We start from the raw sequence: 19,650 nt of genomic DNA on the forward strand, positions 1-19,650 counted from the left end.
CTGGAACACGCCCTGTCACGCCTTCCCCACGGGCCGTCCTTTCGTTTTGTCGATCGGTTGACCTCTCTCGAACCCGGGGTCCGCGGCGCCGGCGAATACCGGGTGCGCGGCGACGAACCGTTCCTCGCCGGGCACTTCCCGGATGCGCCCCTCTTTCCCGGCGTCCTGCTCATCGAGGCCTGCGCCCAGCTCGCCGGGATCGTGGCCCAGAGCGACCCCGGCCGGGTGCCCCTGACGAACCTCAAGCTGGCGGCGGTCCGCGGTGCCCGGTTGCTCGGTTCCGCCGTTCCGGGAGAAATCGTCGCGGTCACCGCCGAGGTCACCGGGCGCCTTGGACCCCTGATCCAGGCGCGGGCCGCGGCGCATGTCCGGGGCGTCCCGGTGGCTCGTTGTGAACTGACGCTGGCCGGCGACGCCTCACCCGATCACGCCACGTCGCCCGCGAGGTAGCGTTGCCGCCAGGCGAGCCGTGAGACCTTGCCCCGGCCATTGACCGGAATCGCCGCCACCCACCGCCACTCGCGCGGCACCTGCCATGCCGGCAGACGCCGGAGCGCATGGGCGCGGAGGTCCGACTCCGACACCGTCGCCCGCGGACGGGGTGCAATCACGGCGACGAGGCGCTCTTCACGGACATCCCGGAGATCCGGTGCGCCGAACACCAGGCACGCTTCGACATCCGGGTGGGTGGCCAGCACGGCCTCGACGGTCTCCGGGGCCACCTTGCGTCCCGCCAGGTTGATCAGGTCGCCGAGCCGCCCCAGCAACCGCACCCCGGCTTCGTCGAGTTCGGCGACGTCCCGGGAGCGGTAGCGTCCATGCCCGAGATGGGCGGGCTCGGGAGGCACGTAGCCGAGCGCCACCGACGGGCTCCTGACTTCGAGGCAGCCATCGGGGTCCAGGCCGACACGAACTCCGGGCAGCGTCGTTCCGACCCCTCCGTCGCCGCGCCTCGGGATCGCGGTGGCGTCGTAGGCAATCCCGCCGCACTCGGTGGCGCCGTAGAAGTTGTGGATCTTCAGGCCCTGCCTGCGGAAGACGGACTCCTCGAGCGCAACGGACAACGGCGCCCCGGCCGAGATCGCGAGCCGGACATTGGCCGGAATGGCGTCCGCATCGTGCCAGCTTCGCCACAGGGCCGGGACCGCGGGAAGAGTCAGGGGCGGCCGGTTGACCGCAGCCCGCCGAATTGCTTCCGGCAGGGGCGACTCGCCGAGGATCAGGGGAATCCCGTGGAGCAGCAGGGGCAGCACGAGATTCGAGAAACCGTACGAGTGCGCCAGCGAGATGACCCCGAGGTTCGGGCTTTCGGCGTTTAACCCCATCCCGGCGACGATCTGGTCCGCATCGGCCGCGAGCTGTTGCGCCGTGAAGGCCACCAGGCGGGGGGGGCCGGTGGTCGCCGACGTGAGCTTCAGATGCGCCACCCCGGTCGGCACAGCCGGCATCCGGTCAAGGCTCTGTCCACGGTCCAACGGGCAGACGGGCCGGTCGTCCCGCCACGCACGCAGCACGGTCAGCACGAACCCGGTCGTGGTTCCGGACGGGAGTGCCAGACCTGCGGTGGCGGGACGCCTTCCGGCCGCGCCGTCGAGTTCGTTGAAGGTCAGACTTTGCCCTTCCGCCAGGTCCACCACCGCCACCTCACGGGATCGGGCCTGAACGACCTGGCGCCACCGATCGTAGAGCATTGCGGTCTAGGTAGACGGATCGTGGCGTCGCCCGCAAGTGCCGTGTATTCCGTGCCGTGCTGTCCCGTGCGTCCCGGAGTGGTGGGTGAGGAGGCAGCGAATCCGAGGGACGAGCTCCGCGAGTCCTCAGCCCAACGCTCCACACCGTTGCGGCCTCGTGGATCCCGGCCCTCCGGGGCCGCGATTCCCGATGCTCGCACCGCTCCCCCCAACTCCGGGATGAACGGGTCGCCCCTGACCGGTGGAACCGGGTCTTGCCTGTCTTCCCCAAGCCTGCCATGGACGGCACCGCACCGCATGAAGATCCAAGTCCTCGGCGCCGCCGGCGGCGAAGTCACCGGCTCCGCCTATCTCGTTCGCACCGCGCACGCCACCGTGCTGGTCGATGCCGGTCTCTTTCAAGGGGCGGACTCCGACGACGGCCGCAATACCTGGCCGGCCGAGGTGCCGCCATCCTCGATCGATGCCGTGGTGCTGACCCATGCCCACCTCGACCACACGGGGCGCCTCCCGCTCCTGGTGAAGCTGGGATACGAGGGCCCGGTGTTCTCGACGCCGGCCACCATGGAACTGGCCGGCATCATCCTGCTGGATTCGGCCAAGCTCCAGGCGCAGGACGCCATCCGGATCAATCGCAAGCGGGAACGGGCCGGCGAAGACCCCGTTCAACCCCTGTACGGACCGGAACACGTCGAGCCCCTGGCCGACCTGGCCCGCACCCACCCGCTGGCCACCCCGTTCGAGGTGGCTCGCGGGGTCAGGGGCCGGTTCTTCGAGGCCGGCCATATCCTCGGGTCCGCAAGCCTCGAACTGATCGTGGACGACGCCGGCACGACGCGGACCCTGGTCTTCTCCGGGGATCTTGGCCCCACCACCCTGCCGATCCTTCGTGAATTCGCACCCCCCGAACGGGCCGACTGGGTGTTCCTCGAATCCACCTACGGCGACCGCGACCATCGCGGCTACCCGGAAACGGTCGCCGAGTTCACCGGCATCGTCTCCGGCGTCGTGCAGCAGGGAGGCAAGATCCTCGTGCCCACCTTCGCCGTCGGTCGCGCCCAGCAGATCCTCTATCACCTCGCCGTCCTCTTTCGTGACGGCACCCTCCCGCGGTTCCCCGTCATCCTCGACAGTCCCATGGCGGTCGAGGCGACGCGCGTGTATGTGCGGCATCCGGAGCTGTTCGATGAGGAAATGCAGGCACTCAGCGACCGCGGTGTGGAACCGTTCCACGCCGCCCATTTCCGCGCGACGGTCACCGCCGAGGAGTCGAAGACGCTCAACGATCTTGCCGGGCCGTGTGTCATCCTCGCCGGATCGGGCATGTGCACCGGCGGACGCATCCTGCACCATCTCAAGCAGAACCTCTGGAAGCCCGACACCCATGTGCTGATCGTCGGCTACCAGGCCCGGGGCTCCCTCGGACGCCGCCTCGTCGAGCGCGAGGAACACGTCAGCATCCATGGCGAACGCATCGCCGTCCGGGGCCGGATCCACACGCTCGGCGGCTTCAGCGCCCATGCCGGCCGAAGCGACCTGCTCAAGTGGTTCTCCCACCTCGCACCCTCCCGGCCCAGGGTGATCCTCACCCACGGCGAAGACGCACCCCGCCGCGCCCTGGCGGAACGCATTCAGTCGGACTTCCGTCTGGACTGTCACCTGCCCGATCTCGGGGAGACACTGGAGTAGAGCACCCACGTGGGATTCCTCGGCGTCCCCTGGAAATCGGCGGCAGCCACCGTGACCCCACAACGTCGCAAGTTCGAACTGGCCCTGATGGACATCCGCCGGTGCCTCGTCGATCCGCCGATGGAGGATCGGGACGATGCCCTCCGGAGCGCTGCCTGGGGAGTGGACCGATTCGTCCGGGCGATGGCGAGCGATCCGGACAAGACGAGAGCGCTCATCGAGACGGTCCGCGCCGTTCGGGAATGCCCCGGACCCGGCAGCACCAGCGCGGAGGAGCATCTTATGAAGTCGCTCGCCTCGATCGCCTACTGGTCCAGCGACGAGCTGTCGGCCGTCCCGCCGCCCGATACGAGGAATCGACGGGAGGTTCTGGGTGAACTTGTGATGTATGCGGTTGAATGCCTCGCATTCCGGCGAGCCCGCGACTCCTTCGGCGGTCGGCGGCGCTCCATCGCCTTCCAGCTCCTCACCGACGCCCAACCCTACCTGGACCATCCAGAAGCCGTCCGGGTCGCCCTGTCGATTGTCCGATCCGCGGCAGGAAGCGATTTCCACGGCGCCATCGAGTTTCTGAAGCATGGAGATGTGCACGCCCGCCGGCCGGCGGCCCGCAGTCATTGCGGGAATCCTTCTCGCCGGATACCCTCACCCCCGATCCCCCAGTTCCGGTCCGTATCCCCATCCCATCGCCCGGACCGGACGACCCAACCCCAGGCCGCCGCGCCTTATGCCCTGGTCCACCGAAGCCAAAGTCCGCGCCGGATTCGCCGTCGCCCTCACGCTCCTGCTCCTTGTGGACACCGTCGCCCTGCTCAGCGTGCGCCGACTGACCCGCACCGTTCACTGGCAGGTGCAGGCCTACAAGGTCCTCGAGGACCTCGACGAACTGCTTTCGCTCCTCCAGGACGCCGAAACGGGCCAGCGCGGCTTCCTCCTCACCGGCGAGGAACACTACCTCGAACCCTACCGCACCAGTGTCACCGGCATCCACCGGGACGTCCTCGAACTCCGCGAACTCACCGCCGACAACCCCGCCTACCAGCGCCAGCTCGACCACCTCGAACCGCTCGTCGAACGAAAGCTCTCCGAACTCCAGGCCACCCTGGATCTGCATCGATCGCACGGAATCGACGCCGCCCTCGAATTGGTGCGCACTGGCGACGGCAAGGAGTCCATGGACGGGATCCGCGCCGTGATCGCCACCCTGAAGCAGGCCGAAACCGCCCTGCTGAGCGGGCGGGAAGCGTCGGCCAGGACCGGCGCCCGCAGGGCCACCACCATCATCCTCGCCGGCAATGCCCTCGGTCTCGCCCTCCTCGCCGTCGCGTTCGCGGTCATCCGTCGGGATGAACGCCAGCGTCGAGCCGCCGAGACCGACTTGCGCCGCGCTCATGACCTCCTTGAGATCCGCGTCGCTGAACGCACTTCGGAACTCTCCCTCGCCAATACTCACCTCCGTTCGGAGATCGAACACCGCGCCCGCGCCGAGACGAAACTGGAGGATGCCCTTCATCGCCTCGAATCCAGCCGCGATGACCTCATCTCCATCCTGGACCAGCTCGCCGTCGCCGCCGCCATCACCGACCCCGAGGGCCGCGTGACCTTCCTCAGCCGGGCGGCCCGGCGCAGCTTCGGCCGGAATCCCGAGGCGTTTGTCGGAAAGCCCTGGGAAGATCTCTTCCCCTTCCGCGACGACGACAAGGCCCGCCTGTACCAACTCATGGCCCGACCCGTCGCCGAGCGCGGCCGGGCCCCGGTCCGCATCGAAGTGGCGCCCGGCCGCCACTGGTGGATGGAGGTCGAGATCCAGGACGATCCGCGCGAACCCCGCCGCCGCATCTTCTTCTTCCACGACGTCACGGCTCTCTATGACCTGCGGCGCCAGCTCGACGAGAAGGGCCGTTTCCATGATCTGGTCGGGCGGAGTGAACCCGCCCAGCAGGTGTTCCAACAGATCCGGCAGCTCGCCGCTGTGGACAGCACCGTTCTCATCGAGGGCGAAACCGGGACGGGCAAGGAGCTCGCCGCCCGCGCCATCCATCACCACAGCCCGCGTGCCCACCGGCCCTTTGTCGCGGTCAACCTCGCCGGCCTGTCCAGTTCGCTCCTCAGCAGCCAGTTGTTTGGTCACAAACGCGGCGCCTTCACCGGTGCCGTCGCCGATCACCACGGCTATTTCGAAGCCGCTCACGGCGGAACCCTCTTCCTGGACGAAATCGGCGACATGCCCGCCGAAGCGCAGACGGCCCTCCTGCGCGTCCTTCAGGAACGGGAAGTCGTCCGCCTCGGCGAAACCCGGCCCCGCAAAGTCGATGTCCGCGTCCTCGCCGCCACCCAGCACGACCTCGCCCGGGCCGTCGAACAGGGCCGCTTCCGGTCCGATCTTCTCTACCGGGTCCGGGTCGGACGCATCGTGCTTCCACCCCTCCGCAACCGGCGCGAGGATATCCCTCTCCTGGTGACCCATTTTCTCGCCCAGTGCCGCGCCGCCACGGGCCGGCCCATCGACCACATCAGCCACGAGGCGATGACCATCCTTCTCGATCATTCCTGGCCCGGAAACGTGCGCGAACTCAAAGGCGCCATCGAATTCGCCACCATCCGCTGCACCGGAGCGGTTCTCCAGGCCTCGGACCTGCCTCCGGAAATCCTCGATTCCCCGCCCCGCTTACCGCCCCATCCCGAGCGCTCTCCCGACCCGCGCCAACGTGTCCTCGATGCCCTCGAACGAGCCGGCGGCAATCGCACCGATGCCGCCCGCACCCTCGGCATCAGTCGCGCCACGCTCTACCGCCGCCTCACCCGACTCGGCATCCCGCACCGCGAGACCGACGCGGACACCCAGCCCAAGCCGGCGGAATAGCACGTCCCCTGACCCCCACCGGCCCCTGGGTCACCCCGCGCCCAGCCCACCCCCCGGCAGACTCCCTGTCTCACCCGGAACGTCAGTGACACACCACACTGTCTCCTCCTGAGACGATTTCAGCCGGCTCTGTCACCCCGCGCCGACACTGCAATGCCCCGGCCGGCAGGCCCTTGACGCTTCTCGCTCCCCGCTCCCCTGGGTGTGGCACGGTTCAAGCAACCTCGCAGCCTGCCCCCCGATCCGTACCCCTGCCGCCATGAAGTCCACGACCTGCATTCCCATCGTCCCCTTCGTCATCGCTCTGGGCTCGCCGGGACGCACACCGTGACGGAACCGAATCGAGGACCTGATCTCATGAAAACGAATCCCACGTTCGCCACCTTCCTCCTTGTCGCCGCGACCACCATATCCAGTGAGGCCGCCCATCGCCTCCTCCCGAACCCGGCCCAACCCGGAGCCGCGTTCGGCACCGCGGTCGCCCTGCGCAACGGACTCGCCGCCGTGGGCGCGCCAAGGGAACTCGATGCCTCCGGCACCCGGCAGGCCGGGGCCGTCTATGTCGCCACCGCCGACGGTTCCCTTGCCTGGCGTCTGACCCCCTCCGATGCCGCAGCCCGGTACCAGTTCGGTCGCGCCCTGGCCCTCGATGGAGACACCCTGGTCATCGGCGCCTGGTACGCCGCCTACGTGTTCCGGTACGATGCCGCCACCTCCCAGTGGTTCGAGGAGGCCCGGCTCGAACAGTCCTGCAGCCAGGGAAAGTTCGGCGCCTCGGTCGCCCTCAGCGGTGACCGCCTCCTCATCGGATCGCCCCATATCGGCTGCCTCGGAGGCTCCACCAAGGGCCACGTCTTCTTCTACCGCCACACCGGAGGCGGTGTCTGGCAGCTCGAACGTCGCTTCGGCGGCGACATCCCCGCCACCGGCGACTACTTCGGCTGGTCGGTTGCCCTCGAAGGGGATCTGGCCGTCGTCGGATCCCCCTACTCCGCGCGCGTCAACCTGTACCGCCACACCGGAACAGCCTGGGTGGAGGATGGCACCCTCCGCTACCCCTTCTCCCAGACGTCCTCGGGATTCGGCTGGGATGTCGCCCTCCGGGACGGACGCCTGCTCGTCGGTGCACCCTCCGACAACACCCGCCAGTCCGGGGCGGGCGGCGCCTTTGTCTATCGCCGTGACGGCACCTCCTGGGTTTTTGAAGCGGGCCTGCTGCCACCCTCAACAAGCCCTGCCCAGAAACTCACCGGCTCCTACTATGGCACCTCCGTCGCCCTCTCCGGAGATCTCCTCGCCATGGGAGGGCCCCAGGCCGACGCCACCCGGCAGCAGGACGGCGCGGTCGTCGTCTTCGGACGCCACAACGGTTCCTGGACGCTGATCACCACGCTGACCGCCGCCCCGCTGGCAGGCTCCTATGATGCCCTCGGAACGGCACTCGACCTCGACGGGCCCAGCCTCCTCGCGGGAGCACCCGGTCACGACGGAGCCGGACTCGACGTGGGCGCCGCATACCTCTTCCCCGTCGTCAACGAACCCCCGCCCCCGCCGCCGCCCCCACCCCCGCCCAACGATCCCCCGAAGGCCTCGTTTACCGTGGTCACCGACGGACTCACCGCCCACTTCGATGCCAGCGCCTCCTACGATCCCGACGGCATTATCGCGGATTACTCATGGACCTTCGGCGACAAGACCGGTGGCAAGGGCGTCCTCATCTCCCACACCTACGCCGTCCCTGATCTCTACACTGTTTATCTCCGCGTCACCGACAACGGTGGAAAGGTTCATACCGTCTCCGCCCTGGTCCCCATCAGCGACGGCTCCGGCATCGTCCTGACGGCCCACGGCACCAAGTTCCAGGGCGGACTTCAGCGGGCGCACCTGGCATGGTCCAACGCGGCGTCCGCCCATGTGGAAGTCTTCCGGGACGGTCTCCGCATCGCCACCGTCCCCAATAACGGCAAGTACACCGACCCCATCGACCGCCGCGGGCGGGGCACCTACATCTACCGTGTCTGCGAGCCGGGCGCCCAGGCGTGCTCCAACCCAGCCACCGTGGTCTTCGACTAGCCGGATCCGCCGGCGCGGTTGATCGCTGTCGTGGTGGGGCACGATGGGTGACGGCGTCCGTCTCCCGAGCCCTGTCCTTCCACCCGCTGCGGTTTGCCCGTGGGCACCCGGGCACCCGGGAACTCGGGCGCCCGGGGGATTGGGAAAGAGCCCGGGACGGATCCAACATCCGGCCCGGCCCGGACTTGAGCCGTTCCGTCCGGCCCGGGTACGCTTGCCCCGGCCCCGAACACGCTCCGTCACGATCGAAATCAACCTCATGAAATCCACGCCTCTTCCGATCCCCTCCACCCGGTCCGTCCTGGTCGCCGCCCTGCTGGCGGCCACGTCATGGACGGCGGCCGCGGCCGATGCCTACCTGGGCCGCTGGGCCCTGACGATTCCCGGCGGTGGCGCCGGGTGGCTGGAAGTCCGCCGCGACGCCGGCGGATGGTACGACGGCTCGATCCTCTGGGGCGGCGGCAGCGTCGTCCCCGTCTCGAGCGTCTTCTTCGAGGACGGCAACCTCCACGTCACCCGCACCCGCGATGTCCGTCGGCGCAACGCGGACAACCAGGTGGTGCGGACCCAGCAGTTCACCGAACTGCTTTCCGGCCAGGTGTACGGCGACAGCATCGAGTTCATCCGGATCAATCCGCGCGAAAACGGGCAGGGCATGGAACGGTCCGAGTTCTCCGGACGCCGCATCCCGCCCCTGCCGCCGCGTCCCGACCTCTCGGCGGTCCGCTTCGGAGAACCCATCGCGCTGCTCAACGGCCGGGATCTGACCGGTTGGCGCCTGATCGAAACCCGCGCCGCCAACGGCTGGAGCGTCGAGAACGGCGTCCTGATCAACCGGCCCGACAAGTCCACCGGCCGCAACTACGGCAATCTCCGGACCGACCGGGAGTTCGAGGATTTCAACCTGACCCTGGAAGCCAAGGTCCCCGAGCGCGGCAACAGCGGGATCTACCTGCGCGGCATCTACGAGGTGCAGGTGGCGGACTCCTATGGTCGTCCGGCGGATTCCCATGGCATGGGGGGCGTTTACAGCCGGATCACCCCCACCACCAACGCCAGCAAGCCCCCCGGGGAATGGCAGACCTTCGACATCACGCTCGTCGATCGCCATGTCACCGTGATCCTCAATGGCGTGAAGATCATCGACAATCAGCCGCTGCTCGGCTGCACCGGCGGGGCCCTCTGGTCGGATGAATCCCGGCCCGGCCCGATCTACCTCCAGGGCGACCACGAGGCGGTGGACTACCGCAACATGGTCCTCCGCCCGGTGCTGAAGTGATGGATTCCGAAATGGCTGTTGACGACCGGAGCCTCATTGGTAGGCTCCGCGTCCCTTTTCTTCGGGGATGACATGAAGACTTTTTTGCCCAAGCAAGCCACGGTGGAGCGGCGGTGGCACGTGATCGACGCGGACGGCGCGGTTCTCGGACGGCTGGCCGTTCAGGTCGCGGATGCCCTCCGCGGCAAGGACAAGCCCATCTACACGCCTCACCTGGATGCCGGCGACTTCGTGGTCGTCATCAACGCCGAGAAGGTCCGCCTGACCGGCAACAAGGAGACCGCCAAGCTCTACATGAGCTATTCCGGCTGGAAGGGCGGCGAGAAGTACCGCTCGGTCGCCCAGGTGCGCGCCAAGGCCCCGAATGAACTCATCCACCGGGCCGTGAAGGGCATGGTTCCCAAGAACCGCCTCGGCCGCCGCCTCCTCACCAAGCTCAAGGTCTATCGCGGCCCCAAGCATCCCCACGCCGCCCAGAAGCCCGCGCCCCTGGCCCCGGCTTCCTGATCACTCCCCCCTTTCACTCCCCAAGCGATCCCCGATCCATCCCCATGATCGATCCGAAGACCCAAGAGTACGTCGCCACTGGTCGCCGCAAGACCGCCACCGCCCGCGTCCGGTTGATCTCCGGAACGGGCAAGGTCATGGTCAACGGCCGCCCCTTCGAGACCTACTTCCCCACCGACTCGCTCCGCACCCTCGCGATGCGACCCCTCACCGCCACCCAGGCGGTCGGCAAGTACGACATCCGGGTCAATATCAACGGCGGCGGGCCTGTCGGGCAGGCGGGAGCCGTGAGCCTCGGCGTGGCCCGGGCGCTCCTCGAATCCGATGTCAACGTCAAGACGGCCCTCCGCGCCGAGGGGCTCCTGACCCGCGACCCGCGTATGCGTGAACGCAAAAAGTACGGTCAGCCCGGCGCGCGCAAACGGTTCCAGTTCTCCAAGCGGTAGTCCTCTTCAACCCCTTTGCGCCCCGCCGGCCAACCCGCCGGCGGGGCTTTTTGCTGTCACCCCCTCCCCTCACCTCCCATGCCTGCCATCCCCAGCCCTTTGGCCCCCGTCCCCACGCCCGGCCCCGTGCGCGTCGCCATCGTCGGCGCCTCCGGCTATTCCGGCGAGGAACTGGTCCGGCTCCTCCTCGGTCATCCGCATGCCGAACTGACGGCCGTCACCTCGCGCCAGAACGTCGGCCGGACGGTCGCCGAGGTGTACCCCCGCTTCGCCAGCCATCCCCGGGCATCGAGCCTCACCTTCACCGATCCCGATCCCGCCGGCCTCGCCGGGGCCGCCGACGTGATCTTCCTCGCCCTGCCCCATGGCGTCGCCGCGACCTACGCCGTGCCGCTGGTCGAGGCGGGACGGCGGGTCATCGATCTGAGCGCCGACTTCCGCCTGCGCGACGCAGCCACCTACCAGGCGTTCTACGGTCATCCCCATCCCGCCCCTGCGCTGCTCCCCCAGGCCGTGTACGGCCTGCCGGAAGTCCATCGCGAGGCGATCCGCCAGGCCAGCCTCGTGGCGTCCCCGGGCTGTTATCCCACCAGCATCCTGCTCCCGGTCCTGCCGCTGCTTCGCCAGGGCATCATCCAGTCCACCGGCATCATCGCGGATTCGCTCAGCGGCGTGAGCGGGGCCGGACGCAAGGCCGAGATCGACTACCTGTTCTGCGAGTGCAACGAAAGCGTCCGCCCCTACGGCGTGCCGCGGCACCGTCACCTGTCCGAGATCGAGGAACAGCTCGCGCTCGCCGCCGGTCAACCCGTGGTGGTCCAGTTCACCCCCCACCTCATCCCGGTCAACCGCGGGATCCTGACCACGCTCTATCTCGCCCCGGTCGCCCGGTTCCACGATGCCGGCCGTGCCCAGGCCCTGGCCGACGCGATCGCCGCCTGCTACCGCGAGGCCTATGCCCGCGAACCGTTCGTCCGCCTCCTCACCGGCAACGCCCTGCCCGATACCAAGAACGTCGTCGGCACCAATGTCCTCGAACTCGCCTGGCGCCTCGATCCCCGCACCGGCCGGCTCATCGTCATGAGCGCCGAAGACAACGTCATCAAGGGCGCCTCAGGCCAGGCCGTCCAGAGCTTCAACATCCTCAGCGGCTTTCCCGAAACCACCGGCCTGTTCTAAAGCCGGCCCCGCCCGCCCTCCACTCCTTCACCCGATCCAACCCCTCCTGATCCCCCTTTCTGTTCCCATGAAGACTCCGCTCCGCCCCTTGGAAGGTTCCATCCTCGCCCCCCGCGGCTTTCGCGCGTCCGGCGTGTTCTGCGACATCAAACGCCTCGGAACCGGCAAGGGCTCCCAGAAGGGCGCCAAGCGGGACCTCGCCCTCATCGTCTCGGACGTCCCCTGCTCCGTGGCCGGCCTGTTCACGACCAACCAGGTCTGCGCCGCCCCCGTGAAGGTCTGCCTCGAACGGGTCCCTTCCGGTCGCGCCCAGGCGATCGTGGTCAATTCCGGCAACGCCAATGCCTGCACCGGACGCCAGGGACTCCGCGACGCCCGGGCCATGACCGACTGCGCCGGACGCCTGCTCGGCCTTCCCCCGGAACAGGTCCTGGTCGGGTCCACCGGCCGCATCGGGGTCGCCCTCCCCATGGATCGCGTCGAGTCCGGCATTGCCGCGGCGGTCGGGGCCCTCGGCGACACCCCGGCCCATGCCGACCAGGCGGCCGAGGCCATCCTCACCAGCGACACCCGACCCAAGGCCGTTGCCGTCGAGTTCCGACTCGCCGGCAAAACCGTCCGCCTCGGCGGCATCGCCAAGGGCGCGGGCATGATCCAGCCCGGCATGTCCGCCGATGGCCAGCGTCCCGCCGCCGTCCCGCGGGGTCTGCACGCGACCATGCTCGCCTTTCTCACCACCGACGCCGCCATCGACGCCCGCACCCTGCGGCCCATGCTCGAGGAAGCCGTGGCGCTGAGTTTCAACCGCATCACCGTGGACGGCGACATGAGCACCAACGACACCGTGCTGCTCCTGGCCAATGGTCTCTCCGGCACACCCCGATCCGCCGTGCGCGGCAGGACGTCCGCCGGTGCCCGCATCTTTCAGGCCGCCCTCAACCAGGTCTGCCTCGAACTCGCCCGGGCCATCGTCCGCGACGGCGAAGGCGTCCATCGCGTGGTCACCGTCCGCGTCGAAGGCGCCCGCTCGAACGCCGAAGCCGACGCCGCGGCCCGGGCGGTCGCCAACAGCGCCCTCGTGAAAACCAGCTGGCACGGCGGCGATCCGAACTGGGGCCGCATCATCGATGCCCTCGGTTACAGCCCGGCCCGCGTCGAGGAGGAGCGGGTGGACATCGGCTACCGCACGCCCGGCGCCCGAACCATCGTCTGGAGCCTGCGCCGCGGCCAGCCGACCCGGACCGCCTTCGAGACTCTCTGCGCCGTGGTGGCACCGGCCGAATTCGAACTCCACATCCGGCTGGGACTCGGCAGGGGCGCCGCCACCCTCTACGCTGCGGATCTCACCGAGGCCTACGTCGATTTCAACAAGGGCGCCCTCGGCGACCCGTCCGCCATGGGAGGCTGACCCGTCATGAACACGAAGGATCTCATCCGTCTCGGCGTCCCCGCCGGGGAAGCCATGCGGCGCGGCATCGACTTCATCAGCCGCTACATCCTCAAGGGCCTCGATCCCGCCGGCCTTCGCGCCGACGTCGAGGCGGTGGTGCAGCGTCCCGCCGAGTTCCTGGACGACCCGCTCCGTGGCGAGTTTGCCCGCGCCATGATTCGCGCCCCCGCCCCCATGCGGTCGGACAGCGCACCCTGGCGCCAGTGGGGCACCGACCTCGAACCCGAAGCCGTCAATCAACTCGCCCGCGCCTGCCGCCTGCCGATCTCGGTGGCCGGCGCCCTCATGCCCGACGCCCATGTCGGCTACGGCCTGCCCATCGGCGGCGTTCTCGCCACCGAGAACGCCGTGATCCCCTACGCGGTGGGCGTGGACATCGCCTGCCGCATGAAGCTCTCCGTCCTCGACTGGCCCCTGCGGGATCTCGACCGCCGGCGCGACCGGCTGATCGACGCCATCGAACGCGAGACCCGCTTCGGCGTCGGGGCCTCCTTCGCCGAACGCCGCACCCACGACGTGCTCGATGCCGACTGGGGGGTCAGCCCCGTGACGAAGCAGAACAAGGACCGCGCCTGGGCCCAGCTCGGGACCAGCGGCAGCGGCAATCACTTCGTCGAGTTCGGCCGGTTCACCAGCCACGAACCGATTCAAGGCCTGCCTCCCGGCGAGTACGTCGCCCTGCTCAGCCACAGCGGCAGCCGGGGCACCGGCGCGGCCGTCTGCGATCGGTACAGCAAACTGGCCATGCAGAACCTGCCGGACCTGCCGAAGGAAGTCCGCCACCTCGCCTGGCTGTCGCTCGATTCCGCCGAAGGGCAGGAGTACTGGGCCGCCATGGAACTCATGGGTCGCTACGCCGCCGCCAACCACGCCCTGATTCATCGCCACATCGCCGGGCGCCTCGGCACCGGCGTCCTCCTCGATCTCGAGAACCACCACAACTTCGCCTGGCGCGAACGCCACATCATCGAAGGCACCCCGCGCGACGTCGTGGTCCATCGCAAGGGCGCCACCCCGGCCGGCGCCGGCGTCCTCGGCATCATCCCCGGTTCCATGGCCAGCCCCGGCTTCGTCGTCCGCGGCAGGGGCCATCCCGAGTCGCTCGAATCCGCCGCCCACGGTGCCGGACGCGTCATGAGCCGGACCCGCGCCCTCGAGACCTTCGAATGGTCCAAGGTCCAGCGCCTCCTCCGCGAACGCGATGTCCACCTCATCTCCGCCGGTCTCGACGAGGTCCCCGGTGTGTACAAGAACATCGAGAACGTCATGGCCGCCCAGGCCGACCTCGTCGAGGTGCTGGCCCGATTTGATCCCAAACTCGTCAAGATGGCCCCCAGCGGCGAACGCCCCGAAGACTGACCCGTCCGCGATTTGCCCCGAATCGCGGAGCGGGAGCAGCGGAATGCTGCAATGGCCTTGCAGCCTCGCAGAGCTCGTCCCTCCGAAAGGTAAAGCCGGGCTTGTGACTTCGGAGGGCCGAGTTCCACGAGGCCGCAAGCAAGTGCTGCAACGGGCTTGAATAGTTTCCTACGCGGCGATTTGCGGAACGGTCCTCGTCTTGACGCATCGAGCCTCGGCGACCCAGCCTCTCACTCCTCGTTCCCCCGGAATCCAATTCTCAATGAAACTCAATCACCTCGGCATCAGTGTCACCGACGTCAAGGCGGCGTGCGCCTTCCTGGAGAAGTACTTCGGACTCCGCCCCGTCGGCAAACCTTCCGATCGGATGGGGCATTTGCAGGATGATGACGGCTTGATCCTTAGCCTGTTCCGCGGGCCGCCCATCACGGACCCGGAAACCACCCACATCGGGTTCATGCAGGAGAACGACGAGCAGGTGAACGCGATCCACCGGCGCCTGACCGAAGACGGCTTTGATCCGCCGGCGCCGGAACGCAGCCACGGATGGACCTTCGTGGTGGTGGCACCGGGAGGCTTTGCCATCGAGGTGGTCAGCTAGAGATCACGAGGCAAATCACGATCCCGGGTCCGCCGATGGAGGTGGAGCGGGCTGCGGGATGCCCAGCATCCGCCCGGCCCAGGCGAGGAAGTGTTTCATGTTCGACCGGTCCTCGTGCCCGCCATCGTGCTGGCGCCAGGCGAGTTCCCCGTCGAGCAACCCGGTGTTCACGGGCGGCTTCGTGGCGGTGAGGTAGGGGGCCGACACCCCGAGATCCCTGACCCCGAGGAGCCGGAACACCGGGCCGGCGGCGACGGCGGCCATGAAGCTGCCCTCCTGATCCAGCCACAAGGCGTCGCCCCGTTCCGGAATCCCGTAGCTGATGAACACCGGCCGTGGCGCGCACAGGGCCATGAGCTGATGGGCATCCACGGGCAGGTCCCCCGCGTTCCGGCTGCCGAAACGGGACTCAGCGGCGCCATACCGAAGAAAGCTTCCGGCCATCCAGTGGTACTGACCCGACCCTGTCAGATTCTCGACCGCCTCGCCAAAGTGCCGACGGAACAGCTTCGCTCCGCCGGCCCCCGAGGAACCGATCAGCGCCACGGCGAACCGCGTTTCAAACGCGAGCGTCACCAGCGCCGCCTTGCCGAAGCGGGACACCCCCTCGATCCCCACCTTCTTCGCGTCCACCGTCGGGTCTGTTTCGAGATGGTCGAGGACCCGTGCCGCGCCCCAGGCCCAGGCGCGCAGGGCACCCCAGTGATCGGGTTCGCGCGGCTGACCCCGGTTGGTCAGGCCGATGATCCCACGCGTCAGACCCGCGCCGTTGTCCGCCTGCACACTCGACGGAACGAGCGTGGCATAACCCCAGCCGGCGGCGATCAACTGCTCGGTCGAGGGCGGATCCGTGAAGGTCCCGCCACCGAAGGCCGCGAACCGGTTGGTCGGCTCGGGTTCACCAGCGCGCCGCGGGAACCCCCCGCCCCCGAACCCGCCGAACATCACCAGCACCGGCACCGGCCCGGGCACCTCCCGCGGCGTGACCAGCGTCACCTGGAGGTTCACCTCGATTGAAGGACAGGCCGAGTTGTCCACCCTCCCGACCAGTTGCCGGGCGAAGACGGGAATCGTCCCGACCACCCGGTCGGTCGCCTGGGTGCTCACGGACCACGCCACAGGCGGGACATGGGGCGGCACGCGCCCATAGATCTCGCGCTCGAACTCCTCGACGATCTCCGGCCGGCGGTGGTGCCACCACGCCTCGGCGCTCGTCACCGTCGCCCCACTGCGCAACGTCAGCGGATCCGGCAGCTCGGGAAAGGGATTGGCCAGGGCAGGGTCGTAGTTCGCCGAGTTGGTGGCCCCCGCCCGACCGCTCGGACCCGGCCGCAGCCGCGTGATGCCGAGCTGCTCCATCATGTTCCGGTGATCCTCCTGCGTGGTCCAGGTCACCGGTTCAGGCGCCGTCGTCGCCGCCGCCGCCAGCGGCATGAAGCCCGACAGCAGCAGGACCATCGGGAGGCAGGTCCTCAGACAGGCTCTCAGGCACCCGGGCGCCGGACGCGGGCACGGAGGGAAGGGCGGAGTATTCATGGTACCGGATGACGTGCGGCCCCTGAATCCTCGAAAACCCGTCCGGTGGGAATCTCAAAGGCCGGCGACACCACAGGCCGAAGCGTCATCAACGCCTCAACGGTGCAGGGTTCTCCGGAACGAACCGATTCGCCCCTTGCCGGACGACGACGGCAATGGTCCCGTGTCATCCTGCGACATGAAAGCGATGCTGGTTGCCTGGATCGGGTGCGGATTGAGTCTCAGTGGCTTCGGACAGGGGACTGTCCTTTTCGGGAACCGCTCGGTGGGCCAGTTTGAAAGCCCGGTCATTTTCCAGTGGAGTGGGGAGAGGGTGGATTCCCGCTTTCGCGCCCAGTTGTTCGCTGGGCCTCCAGGGACATCACCGTTGGTGCCGGTTGGGGATTCGGTGCCCTTCATGGATGCGCCCAACGCGGGCTTCATCAGCCCGGTAGGTCGAACGACCCCGTTGCAGGTCGCCTCATCTCTGGTGGCTGACGGCGACTTCCTCTGGGTTCGCGATACCTGGTGGATCGTCCCGTTTCAGATCGGACCGGAATTGCGCTTCAATGCAGGCGGGGAACTGGAACTCCGGGGTACCCCGGGAAACACCTATCGCCTCGAACGGCGCCCCGCGTTCGGGGGAACCGGCTGGACACCGTGGACCGAGGTGACTTCCACAGAACCCACGCACGTCCTGCCGTTGCCGCCCCCCGGCGACAGCCCGACTCACTTCTTCCGGGCCGTCCTCCCCTGAACTCCCGGCCCCGATCGATCGGTCTCGCCCACCCATTCCCATCGCAAGCAGTCTTAAGTCTCGCTTCGGAGGGCCGAGTTCCACGAGGCCGCACGGGAGTGCCACAATGCCTTGAGGACTCGCGGAGCTCGTCCCTCCGATGCGCTGCCTCCTCACCCACAACTCCGGGATGCACCGCCCGCCGCGCGCGATCCGGATGCGCCGTTGCGAAGGCCCGACGAGGACACCATGATCCCGGGCCTATGAAGGGTCGATTCCGGCACCTCCATTTCCCCCGCTGGATGCTGGTTTCCCTCCTCTCCCTGGCCCAGTCAGCCCTGGCCACAGGCGATGCCACCCCCGCCCACTTCAGGGTGGTGTTTCCAGAGGATCCCTCCGTCCTCCATGCCAAACGGGACCTTGGGGCCGTCGGCGACGGCATCGCCGATGATACCGAGGCCCTTCAACGAGGCATCGATCTCAGCAGCGACCGCGGTACGGGCCGAACCCGGATCCTCTACCTGCCCAACGGCACCTATCGCCTCACCCAAACCCTCGTCGTCCGATCCCGCGTCGGTCCCTGGATCTACGGTGAAACCCGTGACGGTGTCGTGCTGCGCATGACCGATGGCATCGCCGACACCCAGGTCACCGCGGTCATCCGCACCCTCCCCGACGATTCCAACGCCGGCTCGGCCGATTGGTTCATGCGCAACCTGCGCAACCTCACCATCGACTCCGGCAACAACCCCCACATGGATGGCATCCGCTGGTTCAGCAACAACAGCGGTGCCCTGAAGAATGTGCGGGTCCGCGGAAACGGCGCGATCGGCGTGAACATCGGGTTCGCCGGCCAGAACGGACCCAACCTCGTCCAGGACGTGACCATCGAAGGCTTCGATACCGGCATCCGCGCCGCCTGGATCTGGGGCACCACCCTGTCCCGAATCACCATTCGCCATGCCCGCACCGAAGGCGTGTACGTCAATGCCACCGCCGTCGGGATCGAGGATCTGCGTGTCGAACACTCCCCACGCGCCCTGCGCAACGAATTCCCCAACGACTGGACCTGGTGGGGAGGCGTCGTCGCCCTGGTCGGCGGCAGCTTCACCGGGGGTGCCCCGGATCAACCCGCCATCGTCAACACCAGCGTGCTCTACGCGCGCCATGTCGAAACCTCCGGGTTCCTCGCCGCCCTCCACAGTTCCACGCCCGGCGGCACCATCGACGCCCCTGTCATCGAGGAATACCTCTCGCATCCCGTCCAGCGCCTGTTCGACGACGCACCCGCTCGCGGTCTCCACCTGCCCATCGAACCGGAGCCTGTCATGGCCTGGGAAACCAACCTCTCGAACTGGATCAGCGTGCAGGCGTTCGGTGCCGTGCCCGGCGACAATCGGGATGATACCCCCGCCATCCAGGCCGCCGTCGACGCCGCCGCAGCCGCCGGCAAGACCACCGTCTACTTTCCGGGCATCGGCGGAGGCGACCCCAACCATTACAGCCTCGATGGCACGGTGCGCCTTCACGGAAGTGTCCGGCATCTCATCGGCCTGGGGTTCGGACGCATCATCGGCAGCGAAACCGGTCGGTTTGTCATCGACGACACCTCCGCGTCCCGGGTGAAGCTCCAGAATCTCCAGGCCTTCGGTGGCCGGCCGCCCACGGCCGAGAACCGCTCCCGCGCCAACACATTGATCCTCGAAGGTTGCGACCTCCGAATCCTCGGCACCGGCACCGGCGACCTGTTTGTCACCGACTGCTCCTCCCACATCGAACTGCGCCAGGCCGGCCAACGCTTGTGGGCGCGACAACTCAATCCGGAAGGTACCACCGACGTCGGCCTGGTCCGCAATCAGGGCGGCCGGCTTTGGGCCCTCGGCGTCAAACACGAAGGCAAGGGGATCCGCTGGCGCACCCGGGACGGAGGACAAACGGAGATTCTCGGCCTCTTCAATTACGTCACCGACAACATCGACGAGGAGGATTCACGACCCGCCTTCGAGGTGGAGCATGCCGACTTCGCCCTCATGGGCGCGCGTGAGATCAGCTTCTCCAGGCCCTATCCTGTGAAGGTTCGCGAAATCCGCCCGACCGGGACTCGGCAGGTGACCGGTGGGGGTTGGATCGGCTGGGCCCTTTACCGCGCACAGTCGATGACCCCGCCTCCCATCCCCTCCGCCGCCCCACCCCCCTGATCCGGGAAGGTTTCAGCCGCAGCCGTGCGGCCTTGCATTCCGAAGTTGTGGGGAGAGGTGCGAA

15 protein-coding genes are annotated in these 19,650 nt (G+C 68.2%); 13 read left to right on the top strand and 2 right to left on the bottom strand.

Annotated elements, in window-relative coordinates; translation table 11 throughout:
• On the top strand, window positions 1-450 hold the full coding sequence (locus tag KF833_08905; GenBank protein ID MBX3745417.1) for a beta-hydroxyacyl-ACP dehydratase: 450 nt from the start codon (window positions 1-3) through the stop codon (window positions 448-450).
• Here KF833_08905 and KF833_08910 read toward each other — a convergent pair.
• Complete coding sequence (locus KF833_08910) at window positions 426-1,691, bottom strand: long-chain fatty acid--CoA ligase (GenBank protein ID MBX3745418.1); 1,266 nt, start codon at window positions 1,689-1,691, stop codon at window positions 426-428. The genes KF833_08905 and KF833_08910 overlap by 25 nt on opposite strands.
• Window positions 1,692-1,988: 297 nt before the next feature.
• On the opposite strand from KF833_08910, the gene KF833_08915 reads away from it, so the two are divergent.
• The 10 genes from KF833_08915 (at window position 1,989) to KF833_08960 (ending at window position 15,137) form a co-directional block, all read left to right on the top strand.
• On the top strand, window positions 1,989-3,380 hold the full coding sequence (locus KF833_08915) for an MBL fold metallo-hydrolase (GenBank protein MBX3745419.1): 1,392 nt from the start codon (window positions 1,989-1,991) through the stop codon (window positions 3,378-3,380).
• 727 nt (window positions 3,381-4,107) lie between these two features.
• Window positions 4,108-6,243 carry a sigma 54-interacting transcriptional regulator gene (locus KF833_08920; protein MBX3745420.1) on the top strand — a complete coding sequence of 712 codons (2,136 nt, stop codon included), beginning with the start codon at window positions 4,108-4,110 and terminating at the stop codon, window positions 6,241-6,243.
• Between the two features lie 357 nt (window positions 6,244-6,600).
• Complete coding sequence (locus KF833_08925; protein MBX3745421.1) at window positions 6,601-8,316, top strand: PKD domain-containing protein; 1,716 nt, start codon at window positions 6,601-6,603, stop codon at window positions 8,314-8,316.
• 259 nt (window positions 8,317-8,575) lie between these two features.
• The gene (locus tag KF833_08930) at window positions 8,576-9,595 is read left to right on the top strand and encodes a DUF1080 domain-containing protein (protein ID MBX3745422.1); all 1,020 of its coding nucleotides are present in this window, start codon (window positions 8,576-8,578) and stop codon (window positions 9,593-9,595) included.
• Between the two features lie 72 nt (window positions 9,596-9,667).
• Window positions 9,668-10,102, top strand: a complete 435-nt coding sequence (rplM, locus tag KF833_08935; GenBank protein ID MBX3745423.1) for a 50S ribosomal protein L13 — start codon at window positions 9,668-9,670, stop codon at window positions 10,100-10,102.
• Between the two features lie 44 nt (window positions 10,103-10,146).
• Window positions 10,147-10,548: a 30S ribosomal protein S9 gene (gene rpsI, locus KF833_08940; protein MBX3745424.1), complete on the top strand. Its 402-nt coding sequence runs from the start codon at window positions 10,147-10,149 to the stop codon at window positions 10,546-10,548.
• 78 nt (window positions 10,549-10,626) lie between these two features.
• Window positions 10,627-11,727, top strand: coding sequence for an N-acetyl-gamma-glutamyl-phosphate reductase (gene argC / locus KF833_08945; GenBank protein MBX3745425.1), 1,101 nt, complete (start codon window positions 10,627-10,629; stop codon window positions 11,725-11,727).
• Window positions 11,728-11,794: 67 nt separating this feature from the next.
• Entirely contained in the window at window positions 11,795-13,135 is a 1,341-nt protein-coding gene (gene argJ / locus KF833_08950; GenBank protein MBX3745426.1) for a bifunctional glutamate N-acetyltransferase/amino-acid acetyltransferase ArgJ, read from the top strand.
• 6 nt (window positions 13,136-13,141) lie between these two features.
• Window positions 13,142-14,536 carry an RtcB family protein gene (locus KF833_08955; protein MBX3745427.1) on the top strand — a complete coding sequence of 465 codons (1,395 nt, stop codon included), beginning with the start codon at window positions 13,142-13,144 and terminating at the stop codon, window positions 14,534-14,536.
• A gap of 262 nt (window positions 14,537-14,798) precedes the next feature.
• A complete protein-coding gene (locus KF833_08960; GenBank protein ID MBX3745428.1) occupies window positions 14,799-15,137 on the top strand; it encodes a VOC family protein in 339 nt (112 codons plus the stop codon).
• Between the two features lie 15 nt (window positions 15,138-15,152).
• On the opposite strand, the gene KF833_08965 is transcribed toward KF833_08960, so the two are convergent.
• Complete coding sequence (locus KF833_08965; GenBank protein ID MBX3745429.1) at window positions 15,153-16,595, bottom strand: acetylxylan esterase; 1,443 nt, start codon at window positions 16,593-16,595, stop codon at window positions 15,153-15,155.
• Window positions 16,596-17,070: 475 nt separating this feature from the next.
• Between KF833_08965 and KF833_08970 the strand changes: the two genes are divergently transcribed.
• Window positions 17,071-17,409, top strand: a complete 339-nt coding sequence (locus tag KF833_08970) for a hypothetical protein (GenBank protein ID MBX3745430.1) — start codon at window positions 17,071-17,073, stop codon at window positions 17,407-17,409.
• Window positions 17,410-17,651: 242 nt separating this feature from the next.
• Complete coding sequence (locus KF833_08975; protein ID MBX3745431.1) at window positions 17,652-19,586, top strand: glycoside hydrolase family 55 protein; 1,935 nt, start codon at window positions 17,652-17,654, stop codon at window positions 19,584-19,586.
• Window positions 19,587-19,650 lie beyond the last annotated feature (64 nt).

Source organism: Verrucomicrobiia bacterium, from assembly GCA_019634625.1.
Lineage (GTDB): Bacteria > Verrucomicrobiota > Verrucomicrobiia > Limisphaerales > CAIMTB01 > CAIMTB01.